The following is a 16,381-nucleotide window of genomic DNA, read 5'->3' on the forward strand; positions in this document are numbered from 1 at the left end:
GTGAACCCTGATTTAAACCGCGATTTGATGATCCTGCAGGCCAGGACTGCTGACACGGTAAATGCCAATCTCACCCAACAGGTTAGGCCATAACTTACTCGCCCATCCGTGCCGGTGTTGTTGATCTACAGCAAGGCGGTTGATCACGCGGGCTTCGCGCTCACGGCACAGCTCTTCAAAGTCTTCGAAGGTGCAGAAGTGAATGTTCGGCGTGTTGTACCAGGTGTACGGCAGAAATTCGGAAACAGGCATGCGACCTTTGCTGGCCAGATACCAGCGGCAACGCCAGTGACCGAAGTTCGGGAAGGTGATGATGCACTGGCGGCCGACGCGCAGCATCTCGTCGAGGATCCGGTCAGGGTAGTGCACCGCTTGCAGCGCCTGGGTCATGACCACGATGTCGAAGCTGTTGCTGGCAAAGTTGCCCAGCCCTTTGTCCAGGTCTTGCTCGATCACGTTGATGCCTTTGGCCACGCACTCGGCAATGTTGTCCGGGTCGTTTTCCAGGCCGTAGCCGGTGACTTGCTTGTTGTCGCGCAGCCAGCTCAGCAGTTCGCCATCACCACAACCGAGGTCGAGTACGCGGCTGCCAGCGGGGATCCAGTCTTGGATGATTTCCAGGTCGGCTCTCATGGCGTTCTCACAGGTCTATTCGGTTCATGTAATTGCTGAAGGCTTGCAGGTAGCGCGGGATCGGAATCAGGAAGGCGTCATGGCCCTGCGGTGCATCGATCTCGAGGTAGCAAACGTCTTTTTTCGCCGCCATCAGCGCATCCACCAGTTCACGCGAGCGCGCCGGCGAGAAGCGCCAGTCGGTGGTGAATGACATAACGCAAAAGCGTGCCTTGGCCCCGGCAAAGGTTTTGGCCAGGTCGTCGTTGTAGTTGGCGGCCGGGTCGAAGTAGTCCAGCGCTTTGGTCATCAACAGGTAGGTATTGGCGTCGAAACGCCCGGAAAACTCCTCGCCCTGATAGCGCAGGTAGCTTTCTACCTGGAACTCGACGCTGTGAAAGTCGTAGTTGAGGTTTTCGTTTTTCAGGCCACGGCCGAATTTTTCGCCCATGGAGTCATCGGACAGGTAAGTGATGTGCCCGACCATGCGCGCCAGCATCAGGCCACGCTTGGGGATCACGCCTTGTTCCTGGAACGAGCCGCCGTGGAACTCAGGGTCGGTGAGGATGGCCTGACGCGCCACTTCGTTGAACGCGATGTTCTGCGCGGACAATTTGGGCGCCGAGGCAATGGCCAGGCAATGGCGCAGGCGATCCGGGTAGCTGATGCTCCACTGCAACGCCTGCATGCCGCCCAGGCTGCCGCCGATCACGGCTGCCCACTGGTTGATGCCCAGACGGTCGGCCAGGCGAGCCTGGCTGTGCACCCAGTCTTCCACAGTCAGCACCGGGAAATCGGCGCCAAACGGGCGGCCGGTTTCAGGGTTGAGGCTGCTTGGGCCGGTTGAGCCATTGCAGCCGCCAAGATTGTTGAGGCTGACCACGAAGAACTTGTTGGTGTCGATCGGCTTGCCGGGGCCGATACAGCTGTCCCACCAGCCGGGCTTGCGCTCGTCGGCACTGTGGTAACCGGCCGCATGGTGATGCCCGGAAAGCGCATGGCAGATCAGCACGGCATTGCTGGCCGTTGCATTGAGCTGGCCATAGGTTTCGTAAATCAGATCATAGGCAGGCAGTGAACGGCCACAGGCTAACGCCAGCGGTTCGCTGAAGTGCGCGATTTGCGGCACGACCAGACCAACGGAATCGGGGGGAAAGGCAGCTGGCATTGACCCTGCTCTCATTCAAATGAGGCGTAAGTCTAATGAGCGGGGGGCAGAGCGGCAAGCAATGCTCAAACCTCTGTAGGAGCGAGCTTGTCTCGCGATCTTTTGATGTTTTAAAAGATCGCGAGGCAAGCTCGCTCCTACAGGTTTTTTCGTTAGATCAGGCCGAACAGCACGACCGGCATGCCGACGTACATCGCCAAAGGCGGGATGACGTAGCTTTGCAGCAACTGGATGACCATGAACGCCAGAATCGGCGAGATATCCAGGCCGCCCATGCTCGGCAGCATACGGCGGAACGGAGCCAGGGCAGGCTCGGTGATCTGGTTAACCAGCTCAGCGGCCGGGCTGGCGCCGCCCGGTGCAACCCACGAGAGGATCACGCTGATGATGATGGCGAAGAAGAACACCTTCAAAAACAGCGTAAACACGCCGATCAACGCCCAGGCCAGAAGCCCGAGGATGTTGAAGGACATGTAGCTCAGCGTCAGGACCACGGCGAAGATCACCATCTGCACCAGAATGGCCAGCACCAGCGATGACATGTCCAGCCCGAACAGGCTCGGGATCACCCGGCGCATCGGCTTGAGCAACGGTTGCGTGGCGCGCACGGTGAACTGGCACAGCGGGTTGTAGAAGTTGGCGCGGACCAGTTGCAGGATAAAACGCAGCAGCACGATCAGCAGGTAGAGGCTACCCAGGGTTTGAATCACAAAAATGGCAGCGCCATTAAGTCCAGACATCATGTGCTCCTTTATTGACCCAATTGTTCGGCCATTTCGGCCGAGCGGTGCGCGGCGGCACTCAATGCTTTTTCGACGATGGCTTCAAAGCCGTCTGCCTGGAACGACTTGATCGCCGCTTCGGTGGTGCCCGCGGGCGAAGTGACCCGGCGGCGCAGCTCAGCCGCGTCGATGCCGCTGGACACGGCCATGTGGGCAGCCCCCAGCGAGGTGTGTTGCGCCAGTTGCTCGGCCACTTCACGGGGCAGGCCGAGCTTGACGCCAGCGGCGGTCATGGCTTCGATCAGCAGGAAGAAATACGCCGGGCCGCTGCCCGACACGGCGGTTACTGCGTCGATCTGTGCTTCAGTGTCGACCCACACCACGATGCCCACGGCAGACAGCAGCTCGTCGGCTTGCTGACGCTGTTCGGCGGTCACCGACTCAGTGGCGAACAGACCGCTCACGCCCTTGCCCAGCAAGGCCGGGGTGTTCGGCATGCAGCGAACCAGCGGCTGTGCACCGACCCAGTTCAGCAGGCTGGCGCTGGTGATGCCGGCGGCTACCGACACCAACAATTGATGCGGTTTGAGGTGCGGGCGCAGGTCCAGGCACACGGCCTTCATGGCTTGCGGTTTGACCGCAATCACAATCACGTCAGCGTCTTGCACGGCCTGCGCGTTGTCGGCGAAAACCTCAATGCCGTGCTCGGCCGCGACCTTGGCCCGGGTCTCGGCGCCGGGATCGCAGGCGCGGATCTGTGCAGCATCCAGACCTTTGGCCCGCAGGCCGCCGATCAGGCTGGAAGCCATGTTGCCGGCCCCGATAAAGGCAATACGCGTTTTGCTCATAACCGATCCTTATAAAAGTTGGGCGAGTGTCTCAAGCCTGGCCGTAATCGCGGGCGCCAAACAACGCGGTGCCGACACGCACCCACGTCGCGCCTTGGGCAATGGCCGACTCCAGGTCGTGGCTCATGCCCATGGAGAGTGTATCGAGCCCCATGTTCAGGCTTTGTTGCAATGATCGTACCTTGGCAAACGCGGCGTCTTGCTCGGCGCGCACCTCGGTGGGTTCCGGAATCGCCATCAAACCGCGCAACGTCAAACGTGGCAACGCCTGGATTGCCGCCGCCAGGGCTGGCAGGTCCTCAGGCGTGCAGCCTGACTTGCTGGCCTCACCGCTGACATTAACCTGAATGCAGATATTGAGCGGGGGCAAGTCGGCCGGGCGTTGTTCCGAGAGGCGCTGGGCAATCTTCAAGCGGTCTACGGAATGCACCCACGCAAAATGCTCGGCGATCTCACGCGTCTTGTTCGATTGAATGGGGCCGATGAAGTGCCAACTCAAGGGCAGGTCGGTTAATTCGATCTGTTTGGCACGGGCTTCTTGCAGATAATTCTCGCCAAAATCGCGAATGCCGGCGGCGTACGCCTCGCGCAGGGCGGCTGCGGGTTTGGTCTTGCTGACCGCGAGTAAGTGAATGCTCGTTACATCACGTTGCACAGCCTCTGCCGCTGCACGGATACGCGCCTCAACCTGAGCAATGTTGCCTGCTATCGTGGACATTCAATTAAGCCCGCCGTTGTAAAAGTCTGCGGCATTCTACTGGAATTGGGAGGGGGTATGGATATCGCCGACCTGTTGGCGTTCAGCGTCAAACACGGGGCATCAGACCTGCACCTGTCAGCGGGCGTGGCGCCCATGCTGCGGGTGGATGGTGACATACAGCGTAGCGACCTGCCGGTGCTGACCCCGGCCGCGGTGCGTGAACTTATCCACAGCGTGATGAATAGCGCGCAGCGTTCAGCCTTTGAATCCGCCCACGAAGCTGATTTTTCGTACGCAGTGCCCGGACTGGGACGCTTTCGGGTCAATGCCTTTGAGCAGCAGCGCGGAGCCGGGGCGGTGTTTCGCAGCATTACGTCGCAAGTCCCCAGCCTGGAAGGGTTGGGGCTGGGTGAGGTGTTTAAAGGGCTCTGTGGCCTGTCACAGGGGCTGGTGCTGGTCACCGGCGCGACGGGCTCGGGCAAGAGCACCACCCTGGCCGCAATGATTGATCACATCAACGCAACCCGCCAACAGCACATCCTTACCATCGAAGACCCGATTGAGTACCTGCACGCGCCCCGCCAGTGCCTGATCAACCAGCGCGAAGTGCACCGCGACACCCACAGCGTGGCGGCGGCGCTACGGTCGGCGCTGCGTGAAGACCCGGACGTGATCATGCTCGGAGAACTGCGCGACCTGGAGACCATCCGCCTGGCGCTGACGGCGGCAGAAACCGGGCACCTGGTGCTGGCGACGTTGCACACCGCATCAGCGGCCAAAGCCGTCGACCGCATCATTGACGTGTTCGCCGCCGATGAAAAGGCCATGGTGCGCACGATGTTGTCTGAGTCACTGCAAGGGGTGATTGCGCAAACATTGGTCAAGCGGGTGGGCGAAGGCCGGGTCGCGGCGCACGAAATCATGCTGGCCACGCCTGCGATTCGTAACCTGATCCGGGAAAACAAAGTGGCGCAGATGGTCTCGGCGATCCAGACCGGCGCGGCGGCAGGGATGCAGACACTGGAGATGAGCCTGAAGCGGCTGAAGGAAAACGGCTTGATATAACCGTGTAGGAGCGAGCTTGCCTCGCGATCTTTTAAACAGTCAAAAGATCGCGAGGCAAGCTCGCTCTTACAGGCAGGATTTAGCGCTGAGCGACCCGCAGGGTCTCTTTAGGCAACACGCGCTTGGCAACCACGTAGTGGCTCTGCCAGTAAGGCTTTTTCAGGGTGTCGATGGTCACCGACTTACCGCGGCGCGGCGCGTGGATAAACCGGTCGTTGCCCAGATAAATGGCGACGTGGTTGACCTTGCGGCTCTTGATGTTGAAAAACAGCAAGTCGCCGGGTTTCAAATCCTTGCGATCAACTTTTTGCCCATGGCCGCTGGCCATTTCGCTGGAACTGCGCGGCAAATTAACGGCTTTAACGTCGTTAAACGCATATTTCACCAAACCGCTGCAATCAAACCCTTTACTTGGGCTGCTACCGCCCCAACGATAAGGAGTACCCAACACGTTCACGGCGCGGCTCAGTACGGCACTGCTTTGCTTGTTGGCGGCTGCCAAAGAAGCAGTGGCAATTTTGCCGGGGGCCTTGCGGTGGGCTTTACTCGCTGTTGGGCGTGATACAACCTTGGTTTTGCTGTTAGTGGCAACATAAGGCGCACTCGCAGATGACTTTGCGGTGTAGCCAGTGAAGCCGGACGGAAGATGTTGCTCACGGTTGGTGGCGTGGGCGGCCAGTGGCATTAAAAGGCAAATGGTTAGCCATGTCTTGAATAAAGGACGCATTCGGCAGGGCTCAATGGTTATTAGCGCGAAACTTTATAACAGCTTTTTTGTCCTTTCTCAGGCCGTTTGTCGACTCGACTTGAGGGTCAAAAGGGCGTAGGACGGTGACAAATTGTCACAGGAAAACGGTACAGGTCAGGTAGTACAAGGCTTTGAGCCATTTTTTGTAAGACACTTTTACCTGTTGCGAGACAGTAAAAAAGTCACAAAAAAAATCAGAAATTTTTTCTATCACTGGCAAAGAGGGCATTTATGAGCGGCTATCGAGACGCAACACAGCACGATACCCACAGCAAGGTGCTGGGTTATTTGCTCTGGATTTTTGGTTTTCTGGGGGCGCACCGCTTCTATTACGGCAAGCCGGTGACCGGGACGATCTGGTTTTTCACGTTTGGTTTGTTGGGGATCGGCTGGCTGATCGACTTGTTCCTGATCCCGAGCATGGACCGTGAAGCCGACCTGCGGTTTACCGCGGGGAGCACGGACTACAACGTGGCGTGGATCCTGCTGACGTTCCTGGGAGTGTTTGGCGTGCACCGCATGTACATGGGCAAGTGGATCACCGGGATCCTTTACCTGCTGACGGGCGGTTTCTTCCTGATTGGCGTGCTGTATGACTTCTGGACCTTGAACGACCAGATCTCGATTGAGAACGCTGATCGTCGTTAAGCCAACGCCAAAACCTGTAGGAGCGAGCTTGCCTCGCGATCTTTTAAACAATCAAAAGATCGCGAGACGAGCTCGCTCCTACAAAGGTCAGATGGGGCCTTAGCCCTCGTAACTGATCCGCCCATTCACCAGCGTGTAACGCACGGCGCCCGGCAGGCAGTGGCCGAGGAACGCGCAGTTGTCGCCCTTGGAATACCACTTCTCACCGGCCACGGTCGACGCGGCCGGGTCGAACAACACCAGGTCAGCCGGTGCACCCACCGTCAAGCTGCCAGCGGGCAGGCGCAAGGCCTGGGCCGGGCCCGCGCTGAGGCGTGCGAGCAAGGTCGGCAAGTCCAGCAAACCGTCTTCTACCAACGTCATTGCCAATGGCAGCAGCAGTTCAACGCTGCTCATGCCCGGTTCAGTCGCGCCGAACGGTGCCAGTTTGGCGTCACGCTCGTGTGGCTGGTGATGGCTGGAAATCGCCTGCACCACGCCCGACTTCACCGCTGCACGCAATCCGTCGCGGTCTGCGCGGGTGCGCAGCGGCGGTTGCACGTGGTACACGCTGGAGAAATCCACCAGCGCCTCATCCGTCAAAATCAGCTGATACAGCGCCACATCGGCGGTCACTTTCAAGCCGCGTGCCTGCGCCTGAGCAATCAGCGCCACACCGCGTGCGCTGGTCAGCTGGCTGAAGTGCGCACGTACGCCGCTTTGCTCAACCAGCAACAGGTCGCGGGCCAGGGCCACGGTCTCGGCGGTTTCCGGGATGCCCGGCAAACCACGGAAAGCCGCCATCGGGCCGTCATGGGCGATGCCGCCTTCTGCCAGGTCACGGTCTTGGGAATGGAAGATCACCGTCAGGTCGAACGTCGCCGCGTATTCCAGCGCCCGGCACAGGGTGCGGGTATTGGCGAAGCTGTTGAGGCCGTTGCCGAAGGCTACGCAACCGGCGTCACGCAGGGCAATCAGCTCGGCCAGTTGTTCGCCGTCGAGGCCTTTGCTCAGGGCGCCAATCGGGAACACTTTGCAGTTGCCGGCCTCACGGGCGCGGTCGAGGATCAGTTCAGCCACAGCCGAGGTGTCGAGCACCGGCTTGGTCTGTGGCGGGCAGCACAGGCTGGTCACGCCACCGGCCGCAGCGGCACGGGTTTCGCTGGCGATGGTGCCTTTGCGGCTGTAACCCGGCTCGCGCAGGGCGACGTTCAGGTCAACCAGCCCCGGTGCGGCTACCAGGCCTTTGGCGTCGAGGGTCTGGCTTGGGGTGAAGCCGGCAGGTGCGGCGCCAATGGCGACGATTTTGCCTGCTTCCAGGTGCAGGTCGGTGATTTGATCCAACTGGCTGGCAGGATCGATGACGCGGGCGCCGAGAATGCTGAGTTTCACTGGGCCTTCTCCTGTTCGATTTGGCGCTGGGCGGTTTGCCCGCTCATAGTCATGGACAACACCGCCATGCGCACCGCGATGCCGTAAGTCACCTGGTTGAGGATCACCGAGTGCGGGCCGTCGGCCACCGCCGACTCAATCTCCACGCCACGGTTGATCGGGCCGGGGTGCATGACGATGGCGTCTGGCTTGGCGCCCGCCAGACGTGCCGTGGTCAGGCCGAACAGGCGGTAGAACTCGCCCTCGCTCGGCAGCAGGCCACCGGCCATGCGCTCGCGTTGCAGGCGCAACATGATCACCACGTCGACGTCTTTCAGGCCTTCGTTCATGTCGGTGTACACCTTCACGCCGTATTGCTCGATTCCGATCGGCAACAGGGTTTTCGGCGCGATCACGCGGATGTCCTTACAGCCCAGGGTTTTCAGGGCGATCATGTTCGAGCGCGCCACCCGTGAGTGCAGAATGTCGCCAACAATGGCCACCGAAAGGTTTTCAAAGCCGCCTTTGTGCCGACGAATCGTGAGCATGTCGAGCATGCCCTGGGTCGGGTGCGCGTGGCGGCCGTCGCCGCCGTTGATGATCGCGACCTGCGGGCATACGTGCTCGGCAATAAAGTGCGCGGCGCCGGAGTCACCGTGGCGCACCACGAACATGTCAGCGGCCATGGCTTCCAGGTTGCGCAGGGTGTCGAGCAGGGTTTCGCCCTTGCTCGCCGACGAGGTCGACACGTTCAGCGTGATCACGTCAGCCGAGAGGCGCTGGGCGGCCATTTCGAACGTGGTGCGGGTGCGGGTCGAGTTTTCAAAGAACACGTTGCACACGGTCTTGCCGCGCAGCAGCGGGACTTTTTTAACCGCTCGGGCGCCGACTTCAAGGAACGAGTCTGCGGTGTCGAGGATTTCAGTCAGCAACTCGCGGTTCAACCCGTCGAGCGACAGGAAGTGGCGCAGCTGGCCCTGATCATTGAGCTGTAGCGGGCGCTTGGCGTCTGGAGGCGTCATCGCAATGGTCTCTTAAAGGGCGGGTTCTAGAGATGAATCTTGAAGTTCGAGGGTCAGCGGCGCCGGGCCGGACAATTTCACCCGCTCGGTGGGCTTGAGTGACAAGGTCGCGCCGACCACGTTCGGGCGGATCGGCAGCTCGGCGGCGTTCAGGTCCAGCAGGCTGACCAGGGTCACGCTGGCCGGGCGGCCATAGTCGAACAGCTCGTTGAGCGCGGCGCGGATGGTGCGGCCACTCATCAGCACGTCATCGATCAGCACCAGGTGCTGGCCTTCGATTTCGAATGGCAGGTCCGAGGGGCGCACTTGCGGGTGCAGGCCGTTCTGGCTGAAGTCGTCGCGGTAGAACGACACGTCCAGCGTGCCCAGCGGCGAGTCGCTGCCCAGCGCGCGCAGCAGCGCCTGAGCAACCCAGATACCGCCCGTGCGAATGCCGATAAAACGCGGCTCGGTGATGCCGCGACGTTCCAGATGGGTTTTGAGGTCAACGGCCATCTGGGAGATCAGTTCAGCGGGGACAGGCAATATCATGGTGGCTCCTTAACAGGCCCGCGTGGCAAAGCGTGCGGCGGCGGGCGCAAACAATGGGGCGCGTCAGTGAGGCAAACGCAGCGTCAGGCTTGAGGTGGTGCCGGGTGTTCGTCGAGCCAGCCTTGCAGCACCAGTTTGGCGGCGATGGCATCGACGGGGTTGTCGCGGTAACTGCCACGCTGGCCGCCCTGAGACCGGCGTTCGCCCTTGGCTTCGAAGGTCGTCAGGCGTTCATCGTGGGTAAACACGGGCAGATTGAAGCGGCCATTGAGGCGATTGGCAAATTTTTGCGCGCGGGCGCAGAACTCGCTCGGGGTGCCGTCCATGTTCAGCGGCATGCCGACCACCATGGCGTCGGGCTGCCACTCTTTGATCAGCTTTTCGATTTCTTCCCACTTGGGAATGCCGTTTTCGGCTTTCAGGTTGCACAACTCGCGGGCCTGGCCGGTGACCATCTGGCCCACGGCGACACCGATGGAGCGGGTGCCGTAGTCGAAACCCAGCAATAAACGAAGGCTGGCCATCAGGAATGGCCTGCTTGACTGGTTAACAAATTGAGGTTCACTCCCAGGTGTTTGGCGGCCGCGTCTAGGCGCAGTTCGCTGGAGGTTGCAAACAGAATGTCGCTTGAATACGGGCAGGTCAGCCAGGCGTTGTCGGCCAGTTCGGCCTCCAGTTGGCCGGCGTCCCACCCGGCGTAGCCCAGGCAGATCAGGCTGCGCTGCGGGCCGCGACCGTCAGCAATGCTGAACAGGATGTCGACCGAAGTGGTCAGGGCCAGCCCGTCCTGCAGCTCGACCGTGGCGTCAAAGTTCATCGTGGCGGGGTGCAAGACAAAACCGCGATCAACCATCACCGGGCCGCCACCGTAGACCGGAATGTGCTGACACAAAGGCGACGAAAGCACGTCGGGGCGCAACTGCTCAAGAATGTCCGCCAGATTCAGATCCATCGGGCGGTTGATCACCAGCCCCATGGCCCCATTGGCCGTGTGTTCGACGATATACGTCAACGTGTGGGCAAAGTTAGGGTCGGCCATATGCGGCATGGCCATCAGCAATTGGTGCTTGAGGTACGTTGGCGTGTGCTTTTTCATGGGCGTAAGTGTGGCGCTGACAAGGGCAACTGACAAGTTGAGGGGATGAAGATTGCCGCTTAATTACTCGACAACTGATCCCCCGGGCCGAAGCGCCAGGTACGAATGATCTCTAAACGGTCGATATCGGCCAGGTCGCCGGTAAACGGTGCAAAAGGTGCTGCCAGCCGCACGATGCGTTGCGCGGCCTGATCCAGCAGCGGTTGCCCCGAGGACTCAAGCACCAGCACCTCGTGTAACGAACCGTCGCGGTTGATCGACACCAGCAAGCGCAGCTTGCCGTAGATTTTTTCGCGGCGGGCCTGCTCGGGGTAATTGAGGTTGCCCACGCGCTCGATTTTCTTGCGCCAGTCTTCTTTGTACCAGGCGCCTTTGTCGCGCATGGTCGAGGCTGCGCTCATGCGGTAGATCTTAGGGCGCTTGGCATACAACTGCTGCTCGTTGGCCAGTTCGGCTTCGAGGCTGGAAATCTCGCTGGACAGCTGCGAGCTGTCGAACGTCGGAATATTGGCCTTGGGCGCCGCCTCAGTCTTGGTTTTTTGCGGCTCGCTCGGGGCTTTTTTAGGCTTGGGCGCCACAGTGGTCACGGCGGCTTTGGGCGCGGCCTTGGGTTGCTCCGGCTTGGCGGCCGGGGGCGGGGTGACCTTTTTGACGGTGTTGTCCTGGAACGGCGCCACTTCAGTGGTCTTGGGCACGGCTTTTTTGTCCAGCGTGCCGCTGCCTTGCTGATTGTCCTGCGCCAGAAAGTCAGCTTTCTCCGGGGCTTTTTCGCTCTTGAACGTCGAGAGGGTAATTTCCAGGGTTTTGCTGATTTGCTTGGGCTCGCTGGCGCTGAAACCCACGCCCACAATCACCGCGATATGCAGCAGGGCTGCGATAAACAGGGCAAAACCCAGGCGATCAGCTGCGCGCACGCCGGTGTGGCGCAGTTCAGGGGGCAGGTCGCTGGGGAGTGTCATAAAAAACCAACATCGCGGGTTTTGCGGTTCGGCATGATACCGCAATGTTGGTTTTTAGCTGCAAGGGGCAAGCTACAAGCGGCAAGTTAAAGCCGGTCCGCTTTAAACTTGCGGCTTGTGGCTTGCAGCTTCAAGCTTGCGCTCAATCGCATCCATCAACAGTGCGCCGATGTTGGTACCAAAGGCGTTGTCGATTTCCCGGATGCAGGTCGGGCTGGTGACGTTGATTTCGGTCAGGTGCTCACCGATAACGTCCAATCCTACAAACAACAGGCCCTTTTCACGCAGGGTTGGGCCGACCTGGGCTGCAATCCAACGGTCCTTTTCGCTCAGCGGGCGGGCTTCGCCACGGCCGCCAGCGGCCAGGTTGCCACGGGTTTCGCCTTGTGCCGGGATCCGCGCCAGGCAATAAGGCACCGGCTCGCCGTCGATCATCAGGATGCGCTTGTCGCCGTCCTTGATGCCCGGCAAGTAGCCTTGCGCCATGATTTGCTGGGTGCCGTTGGCAGTCAGGGTTTCGAGGATCACCGACAGGTTGGGATCACCGACCCGGTGGCGGAAGATCGAGGTGCCGCCCATGCCGTCCAGCGGCTTGAGGATCACATCGCCGTACTGCGCCGCGAATTCACGCAACACATCGGCGCGACGGCTGACCACGGTTGGTGGCGTGCACTGGGTGAATTGGGTGGCGAACAGTTTTTCGTTGCAGTCACGCAGGCTCTGCGGCTTGTTGACGATCAGCACACCGTCGCGTTCGGCTTGTTCGAGCAGATAGGTGGTGTACACAAATTCCATGTCGAAGGGCGGGTCCTTGCGCATCAGGATCACATCCAGATCGCTCAGGGCAGTGTCGGCCTCGGCCTCCAGCTCAAACCACTTTTCAGGGTTGGCGAACACTTTCAGCGGCTTCATGCGCGCGCGGGCCTTGCCTTCGGTCAGGTAAAGGTCTTGCTGCTCCATATAAAACAGGGTCCAGCCACGTGCCTGTGCGGCCAGCAGCATGGCCAGCGAGCTGTCCTTTTTATAGGAGATGTCCGCAATGGGGTCCATGACAATCCCGACTCGAACGCTCATGGCAAATTCCTCGATTAAATAGTGGGCAAAAGGCGTAGAAAAGTGGCGCCAGAGTGGCGCTGAGCAGGGGCTTGGTCAAGCGACATAGTGTCGATTGCTGGCCAAAAACCGCGTAGGAGCTGCCGAAGGCTGCGATCTTTTGATCTGCCAACATCAAAAGATCGCAGCCTTCGGCAGCTCCTACGATGTGTTTCAGCGATCAGTGAGAGGTGTGTATTGCAGGTCGCGACTGTGCTAAAAAGGCTCGCACAGTGCTTACAGCCCTTGTCCTTCAAGGATTTGCGGTTTTAGGCGACACAGTTGTAACAAAACGGGTCGCCGTGGCGATGGTAGGGCACATATGGACACGCATTCCAGCGCCTTGAAGGTGATGGTGATCGATGACTCGAAAACCATTCGCCGGACCGCTGAAACCTTGCTGAAAAACGTGGGCTGCGAGGTCATTACGGCCATCGACGGTTTTGATGCGTTGGCCAAGATTGTTGATCATCATCCACACATTATTTTTGTCGACATCATGATGCCGCGCCTGGATGGCTATCAGACGTGCGCCCTGATCAAGAACAACCGGGCGTTCAAAATGACCCCGGTGATCATGTTGTCCTCCAAGGACGGTTTGTTTGACAAGGCCAAGGGACGCATTGTCGGCTCTGATCAATTTTTGACCAAGCCCTTCAGCAGAGATGAACTGCTGAATGCCATCAAGGCCCATGTACCGGGTTTTGATATCGTCCCGAACGTTCAATGACGCTCGGCCCCGAGGGCCGATTACCTTTTAGATGGGGAACACCATGGCTCGCATTCTGATCGTCGATGACTCGCCGACCGAAATGTTCAAACTGACCGGTATGTTGGAAAAACATGGTCATGTTGCGCTGAAGGCTGAAAACGGCGCAGATGGCGTGGCCCTGGCCCGTCAGGAAAAACCCGATGCGGTGCTGATGGACATCGTGATGCCCGGTCTTAATGGGTTTCAGGCCACGCGCCAACTGAGCAAAGACCCGGAAACCAACCATATTCCGGTCATCATGGTGACCACCAAAGACCAGGAAACCGACATGGTCTGGGCAACGCGTCAGGGCGCCAAGGCTTACATCACCAAACCGGTGGACGAACAAAAGCTGATCCTGACGCTCAAGAACGTGCTGGCTGACAGCCGCCCTCAATGACGGCCTGCCAATGCCTGACTCACTGACCGCCTTCGAACTGCTGTTTGAGATAGACCAACGCTGCCGCGCTTTGGCAGCAGGTCTGGCGCCGGTGCAGGCACAGGCCGGGAGTTGGAGCGGCATCGGTTTTCGGATGGGCGAGCATTGTTTTGTGGCGCCCATGGGCGAAATCGCCGAGATCCTCCACGAGCCACGGTTTACCTTGCTGCCTGGGGTAAAGCCGTGGGTTAAAGGGGTGGCCAACCTGCGTGGGCAATTGCTGCCGATCATTGATCTGTGCAGCTTTTTCGGGCTTGAGCCGTCGCCCCTGCGCAAGCAACGGCGGGTGATGGTGCTGGAATACAAAGACGTGTTTGTCGGCTTGCAGGTGGATGAAGTGCTGGGCATGCAGCACTTTGACCAAACTGAGCTGGACACCCAGGTGCAGGCGTTACCCAACCTGATGTTGGTGCCTTTTATCCAGGGACGCTTTGCCGGCCAGCCAGAGTGGTGGGTGTTCAGCCCGTTCGTGCTGGCCCAGGCGCCCCAGTTCTGGGCCGTCGCGGTGTGAGTGGGGCACGCGTTTTACCTTTTGCTTTACTACGGGATGCCAAGGCCTGACTGATGAGCACAGCCAATACCGCTAAACCACTGGAAGGGTCGCGCAGTCGTTCGCAGATCATCGTGCTTTTTATCGCCCTGATCGTGTTCATCATGCTGTTGTTCGCCAACTTTGCTTACCTCAACACCCAGTCCAACTACGACAAGCAATACATCAGCCACGCGGGCGAGCTGCGCGTGCTGTCCCAGCGCATCGCCAAAAACGCCACCGAAGCTGCCGCTGGCAAAGCCGCCGCGTTCAAGTTGCTGGGCGATGCGCGCAACGACTTCAGCCAGCGTTGGGAGTACCTGCAAAAAGGTGACCCCAGCACCGGACTGCCGCCTGCGCCGGTAGCGGTACACAAAGAAATGCAGTCGGTTCAGCGCGACTGGGAACAGTTGCTGGACAGCACCAACGCGATTCTGGCCAGCGAGCAAACCGTGCTGTCGCTGCACCAAGTGGCGGCCACCTTGGCCGAGACCGTGCCGCAGCTCCAGGTTGAGTACGAAAAAGTTGTCGAAATTTTGCTGCAGCGCGGCGCCCCGGCCAGCCAGGTGGCATTGGCCCAGCGCCAGTCGTTGCTGGCCGAGCGCATATTAGGCGCGGTCAACACGGTGCTGGCGGGCGATGAAACGGCGGCGCAGGCGGCCGATGCGTTTGGCCGTGATGCCAATCGTTTCGGCCAAGTGCTTAATGCCATGCTCGAAGGCAATGACGGGCTGCGCATTCCTAAAGTCGAAGACAAGGACGCCCGGGCACGCCTGCTGGAGATTTCCGAACTGTTCCAGTTTGTCTCGGGCTCGGTGGATGAAATTCTCGAAACCTCGCCCCAGTTGTTCCACGTGCGTGAAGCGGCCAACACCATTTTCAGCCTGTCGCAGACCCTGCTCGATGAAGCCTCAACCCTGGCCAACGGTTTTGAGAATCTGGCCAACGGTCGCTCGCTGGACATCATCGGTGGCTACGTTCTGGGCTTGCTGGCGCTGGCATCAATCATCCTGATCGGGCTGGTGATGGTGCGCGAGACCAATCGGCAACTGCGTGAAACCGCTGAAAAGAACGAGCGCAATCAGAACGCGATCATGCGGCTGCTCGACGAAATCGAAGACCTGGCCGACGGCGACCTGACCGTGACCGCCTCGGTTACCGAAGACTTTACTGGGGCGATTGCCGACTCCATCAACTATTCCATCGACCAACTGCGCGAACTGGTGGCCACCATCAACCTGACAGCAGGCCAGGTGGCGGCTGCCGTGCAGGAAACCCAGGCCTCGGCCATGCAACTGGCGGAGTCTTCGGAGCATCAGGCGCAGCAGATCGCCGAGGCGTCCGGGTCGGTGCAGCATATGGCGCAGTCGATTGATCAAGTGTCGGCCAACGCCTCTGAATCCTCGGCGGTGGCCGAGCGTTCGGTGGCGATTGCCAACAAAGGCAACGAAGTGGTGCACAACACCATTCGCGGCATGGACAACATTCGCGACCAGATCCAGGACACGGCCAAGCGCATCAAACGGTTGGGCGAGTCTTCGCAGGAAATCGGCGACATTGTCAGCCTGATTGATGACATTGCCGACCAGACCAACATTCTGGCGTTGAACGCCGCTATTCAGGCGTCCATGGCCGGTGATGCCGGGCGCGGGTTTGCCGTGGTGGCGGACGAAGTGCAGCGTCTGGCTGAGCGCTCGTCGGCGGCGACCCGGCAAATCGAGACGCTGGTGCGGGCCATTCAGGCCGACACCAATGAAGCGGTGATTTCCATGGAGCAAACCACTACCGAAGTGGTGCGCGGTGCGCGCTTGGCCCACGATGCCGGGGTGGCGCTGGAAGAGATCGAAGGGGTGTCGCAAAACCTCGCTGACCTCATTCAGCGCATCTCCAATGCGGCGCAAGAGCAAACCAGCTCGGCTGCGCAGATCTCCCTGACCATGAACGTCATTCAGCAAATCACCCATCAAACTTCGTCCGGCTCGACCGCCACCGCCGACAGCATTGGTAACCTGGCCAAGATGGCCAGCCAACTGCGCCGCTCGGTGTCCGGTTTCACCTTGCCCGCCTCGCCAAAACCCCGAGAGCCGCAGTAGTGCGACAT

The 16,381-nt window shown here is 59.9% G+C and carries 19 protein-coding genes; 6 read left to right on the top strand and 13 right to left on the bottom strand.

The window, feature by feature from the left end; translation table 11 throughout:
- Positions 1–12 precede the first annotated feature (12 nt).
- From metW to GHO25_RS15245, 5 genes are all read right to left on the bottom strand, one after another.
- Complete coding sequence (gene metW / locus GHO25_RS15225; protein ID WP_048370967.1) at positions 13–633, bottom strand: methionine biosynthesis protein MetW; 621 nt, start codon at positions 631–633, stop codon at positions 13–15.
- A 7-nt stretch (positions 634–640) separates the two neighbouring features.
- Positions 641–1,780, bottom strand: a complete 1,140-nt coding sequence (locus GHO25_RS15230; protein WP_048385090.1) for a homoserine O-acetyltransferase — start codon at positions 1,778–1,780, stop codon at positions 641–643.
- Positions 1,781–1,932: 152 nt separating this feature from the next.
- Positions 1,933–2,520, bottom strand: a complete 588-nt coding sequence (locus tag GHO25_RS15235; RefSeq protein WP_048370963.1) for a YggT family protein — start codon at positions 2,518–2,520, stop codon at positions 1,933–1,935.
- Positions 2,521–2,531: 11 nt separating this feature from the next.
- Entirely contained in the window at positions 2,532–3,350 is an 819-nt protein-coding gene (gene proC, locus GHO25_RS15240; protein WP_048385087.1) for a pyrroline-5-carboxylate reductase, read from the bottom strand.
- Positions 3,351–3,381: 31 nt separating this feature from the next.
- Positions 3,382–4,068 carry a YggS family pyridoxal phosphate-dependent enzyme gene (locus tag GHO25_RS15245; RefSeq protein ID WP_153391141.1) on the bottom strand — a complete coding sequence of 229 codons (687 nt, stop codon included), beginning with the start codon at positions 4,066–4,068 and terminating at the stop codon, positions 3,382–3,384.
- Positions 4,069–4,125: 57 nt separating this feature from the next.
- Here GHO25_RS15245 and GHO25_RS15250 point away from each other — a divergent pair, with 57 nt between their 5' ends.
- Entirely contained in the window at positions 4,126–5,115 is a 990-nt protein-coding gene (locus GHO25_RS15250) for a type IV pilus twitching motility protein PilT (protein WP_153391142.1), read from the top strand.
- A gap of 79 nt (positions 5,116–5,194) precedes the next feature.
- Here GHO25_RS15250 and GHO25_RS15255 read toward each other — a convergent pair whose 3' ends face one another.
- Positions 5,195–5,842: a C40 family peptidase gene (locus GHO25_RS15255; RefSeq protein ID WP_153391143.1), complete on the bottom strand. Its 648-nt coding sequence runs from the start codon at positions 5,840–5,842 to the stop codon at positions 5,195–5,197.
- Between the two features lie 252 nt (positions 5,843–6,094).
- Here GHO25_RS15255 and GHO25_RS15260 point away from each other — a divergent pair, with 252 nt between their 5' ends.
- The gene (locus GHO25_RS15260; RefSeq protein ID WP_048370954.1) at positions 6,095–6,511 is read left to right on the top strand and encodes an NINE protein; all 417 of its coding nucleotides are present in this window, start codon (positions 6,095–6,097) and stop codon (positions 6,509–6,511) included.
- 99 nt (positions 6,512–6,610) lie between these two features.
- Here GHO25_RS15260 and GHO25_RS15265 read toward each other — a convergent pair whose 3' ends face one another.
- From GHO25_RS15265 to gshB, 7 genes are all read right to left on the bottom strand, one after another.
- Entirely contained in the window at positions 6,611–7,882 is a 1,272-nt protein-coding gene (locus tag GHO25_RS15265) for a dihydroorotase (RefSeq protein WP_178110102.1), read from the bottom strand.
- The gene (locus GHO25_RS15270; protein WP_153391144.1) at positions 7,879–8,883 is read right to left on the bottom strand and encodes an aspartate carbamoyltransferase catalytic subunit; all 1,005 of its coding nucleotides are present in this window, start codon (positions 8,881–8,883) and stop codon (positions 7,879–7,881) included. Before GHO25_RS15270 ends, GHO25_RS15265 begins: the two co-directional genes overlap by 4 nt.
- Positions 8,884–8,895: 12 nt before the next feature.
- Positions 8,896–9,414, bottom strand: coding sequence for a bifunctional pyr operon transcriptional regulator/uracil phosphoribosyltransferase PyrR (pyrR, locus tag GHO25_RS15275; RefSeq protein ID WP_123750809.1), 519 nt, complete (start codon positions 9,412–9,414; stop codon positions 8,896–8,898).
- A gap of 83 nt (positions 9,415–9,497) precedes the next feature.
- Positions 9,498–9,938 carry a Holliday junction resolvase RuvX gene (ruvX, locus tag GHO25_RS15280; RefSeq protein WP_048370946.1) on the bottom strand — a complete coding sequence of 147 codons (441 nt, stop codon included), beginning with the start codon at positions 9,936–9,938 and terminating at the stop codon, positions 9,498–9,500.
- Positions 9,938–10,510: a YqgE/AlgH family protein gene (locus GHO25_RS15285; protein WP_048385075.1), complete on the bottom strand. Its 573-nt coding sequence runs from the start codon at positions 10,508–10,510 to the stop codon at positions 9,938–9,940. Before GHO25_RS15285 ends, ruvX begins: the two co-directional genes overlap by 1 nt.
- A 59-nt stretch (positions 10,511–10,569) precedes the next feature.
- The gene (locus GHO25_RS15290) at positions 10,570–11,469 is read right to left on the bottom strand and encodes an energy transducer TonB (protein WP_153367951.1); all 900 of its coding nucleotides are present in this window, start codon (positions 11,467–11,469) and stop codon (positions 10,570–10,572) included.
- A 102-nt stretch (positions 11,470–11,571) separates the two neighbouring features.
- Positions 11,572–12,543: a glutathione synthase gene (gshB, locus tag GHO25_RS15295; RefSeq protein WP_153327168.1), complete on the bottom strand. Its 972-nt coding sequence runs from the start codon at positions 12,541–12,543 to the stop codon at positions 11,572–11,574.
- A 340-nt stretch (positions 12,544–12,883) separates the two neighbouring features.
- On the opposite strand from gshB, the gene pilG reads away from it, so the two are divergent.
- The 4 genes from pilG to GHO25_RS15315 are packed head-to-tail and all read left to right on the top strand — an operon-like array spanning position 12,884 to position 16,373.
- The gene (gene pilG, locus GHO25_RS15300) at positions 12,884–13,291 is read left to right on the top strand and encodes a twitching motility response regulator PilG (protein WP_048370938.1); all 408 of its coding nucleotides are present in this window, start codon (positions 12,884–12,886) and stop codon (positions 13,289–13,291) included.
- A 43-nt stretch (positions 13,292–13,334) separates the two neighbouring features.
- Positions 13,335–13,712, top strand: coding sequence for a twitching motility response regulator PilH (gene pilH / locus GHO25_RS15305; protein WP_153391145.1), 378 nt, complete (start codon positions 13,335–13,337; stop codon positions 13,710–13,712).
- Positions 13,713–13,722: 10 nt separating this feature from the next.
- Positions 13,723–14,262 (top strand): chemotaxis protein CheW, encoded by a 540-nt coding sequence (locus tag GHO25_RS15310; RefSeq protein WP_153391146.1) that lies wholly within the window; start codon positions 13,723–13,725, stop codon positions 14,260–14,262.
- Positions 14,263–14,315: 53 nt separating this feature from the next.
- Positions 14,316–16,373: a methyl-accepting chemotaxis protein gene (locus GHO25_RS15315; RefSeq protein ID WP_153391147.1), complete on the top strand. Its 2,058-nt coding sequence runs from the start codon at positions 14,316–14,318 to the stop codon at positions 16,371–16,373.
- The last annotated feature ends 8 nt before the right edge of the window (positions 16,374–16,381 follow it).

This window comes from Pseudomonas sp. FSL R10-1350, from assembly GCF_009600525.1.
In the GTDB taxonomy this organism is placed as follows: Bacteria; Pseudomonadota; Gammaproteobacteria; order Pseudomonadales; family Pseudomonadaceae; genus Aquipseudomonas; species Aquipseudomonas helleri.

Coding starts and splice junctions, on each gene's coding strand:
- ruvX (WP_048370946.1), bottom strand. CDS start 9,938: ATGGCCAGCCTTCGTTTATTGCTGGGTTTCGACTACGGCACCCGCTCC.
- pyrR (WP_123750809.1), bottom strand. CDS start 9,414: ATGATATTGCCTGTCCCCGCTGAACTGATCTCCCAGATGGCCGTTGAC.
- metW (WP_048370967.1), bottom strand. CDS start 633: ATGAGAGCCGACCTGGAAATCATCCAAGACTGGATCCCCGCTGGCAGC.
- GHO25_RS15290 (WP_153367951.1), bottom strand. CDS start 11,469: ATGACACTCCCCAGCGACCTGCCCCCTGAACTGCGCCACACCGGCGTG.
- GHO25_RS15285 (WP_048385075.1), bottom strand. CDS start 10,510: ATGAAAAAGCACACGCCAACGTACCTCAAGCACCAATTGCTGATGGCC.
- GHO25_RS15270 (WP_153391144.1), bottom strand. CDS start 8,883: ATGACGCCTCCAGACGCCAAGCGCCCGCTACAGCTCAATGATCAGGGC.
- GHO25_RS15245 (WP_153391141.1), bottom strand. CDS start 4,068: ATGTCCACGATAGCAGGCAACATTGCTCAGGTTGAGGCGCGTATCCGT.
- GHO25_RS15260 (WP_048370954.1), top strand. CDS start 6,095: ATGAGCGGCTATCGAGACGCAACACAGCACGATACCCACAGCAAGGTG.
- GHO25_RS15310 (WP_153391146.1), top strand. CDS start 13,723: ATGCCTGACTCACTGACCGCCTTCGAACTGCTGTTTGAGATAGACCAA.
- pilH (WP_153391145.1), top strand. CDS start 13,335: ATGGCTCGCATTCTGATCGTCGATGACTCGCCGACCGAAATGTTCAAA.
- proC (WP_048385087.1), bottom strand. CDS start 3,350: ATGAGCAAAACGCGTATTGCCTTTATCGGGGCCGGCAACATGGCTTCC.
- pilG (WP_048370938.1), top strand. CDS start 12,884: ATGGACACGCATTCCAGCGCCTTGAAGGTGATGGTGATCGATGACTCG.
- GHO25_RS15250 (WP_153391142.1), top strand. CDS start 4,126: ATGGATATCGCCGACCTGTTGGCGTTCAGCGTCAAACACGGGGCATCA.
- GHO25_RS15315 (WP_153391147.1), top strand. CDS start 14,316: ATGAGCACAGCCAATACCGCTAAACCACTGGAAGGGTCGCGCAGTCGT.
- GHO25_RS15255 (WP_153391143.1), bottom strand. CDS start 5,842: ATGCGTCCTTTATTCAAGACATGGCTAACCATTTGCCTTTTAATGCCA.
- GHO25_RS15235 (WP_048370963.1), bottom strand. CDS start 2,520: ATGTCTGGACTTAATGGCGCTGCCATTTTTGTGATTCAAACCCTGGGT.
- gshB (WP_153327168.1), bottom strand. CDS start 12,543: ATGAGCGTTCGAGTCGGGATTGTCATGGACCCCATTGCGGACATCTCC.
- GHO25_RS15230 (WP_048385090.1), bottom strand. CDS start 1,780: ATGCCAGCTGCCTTTCCCCCCGATTCCGTTGGTCTGGTCGTGCCGCAA.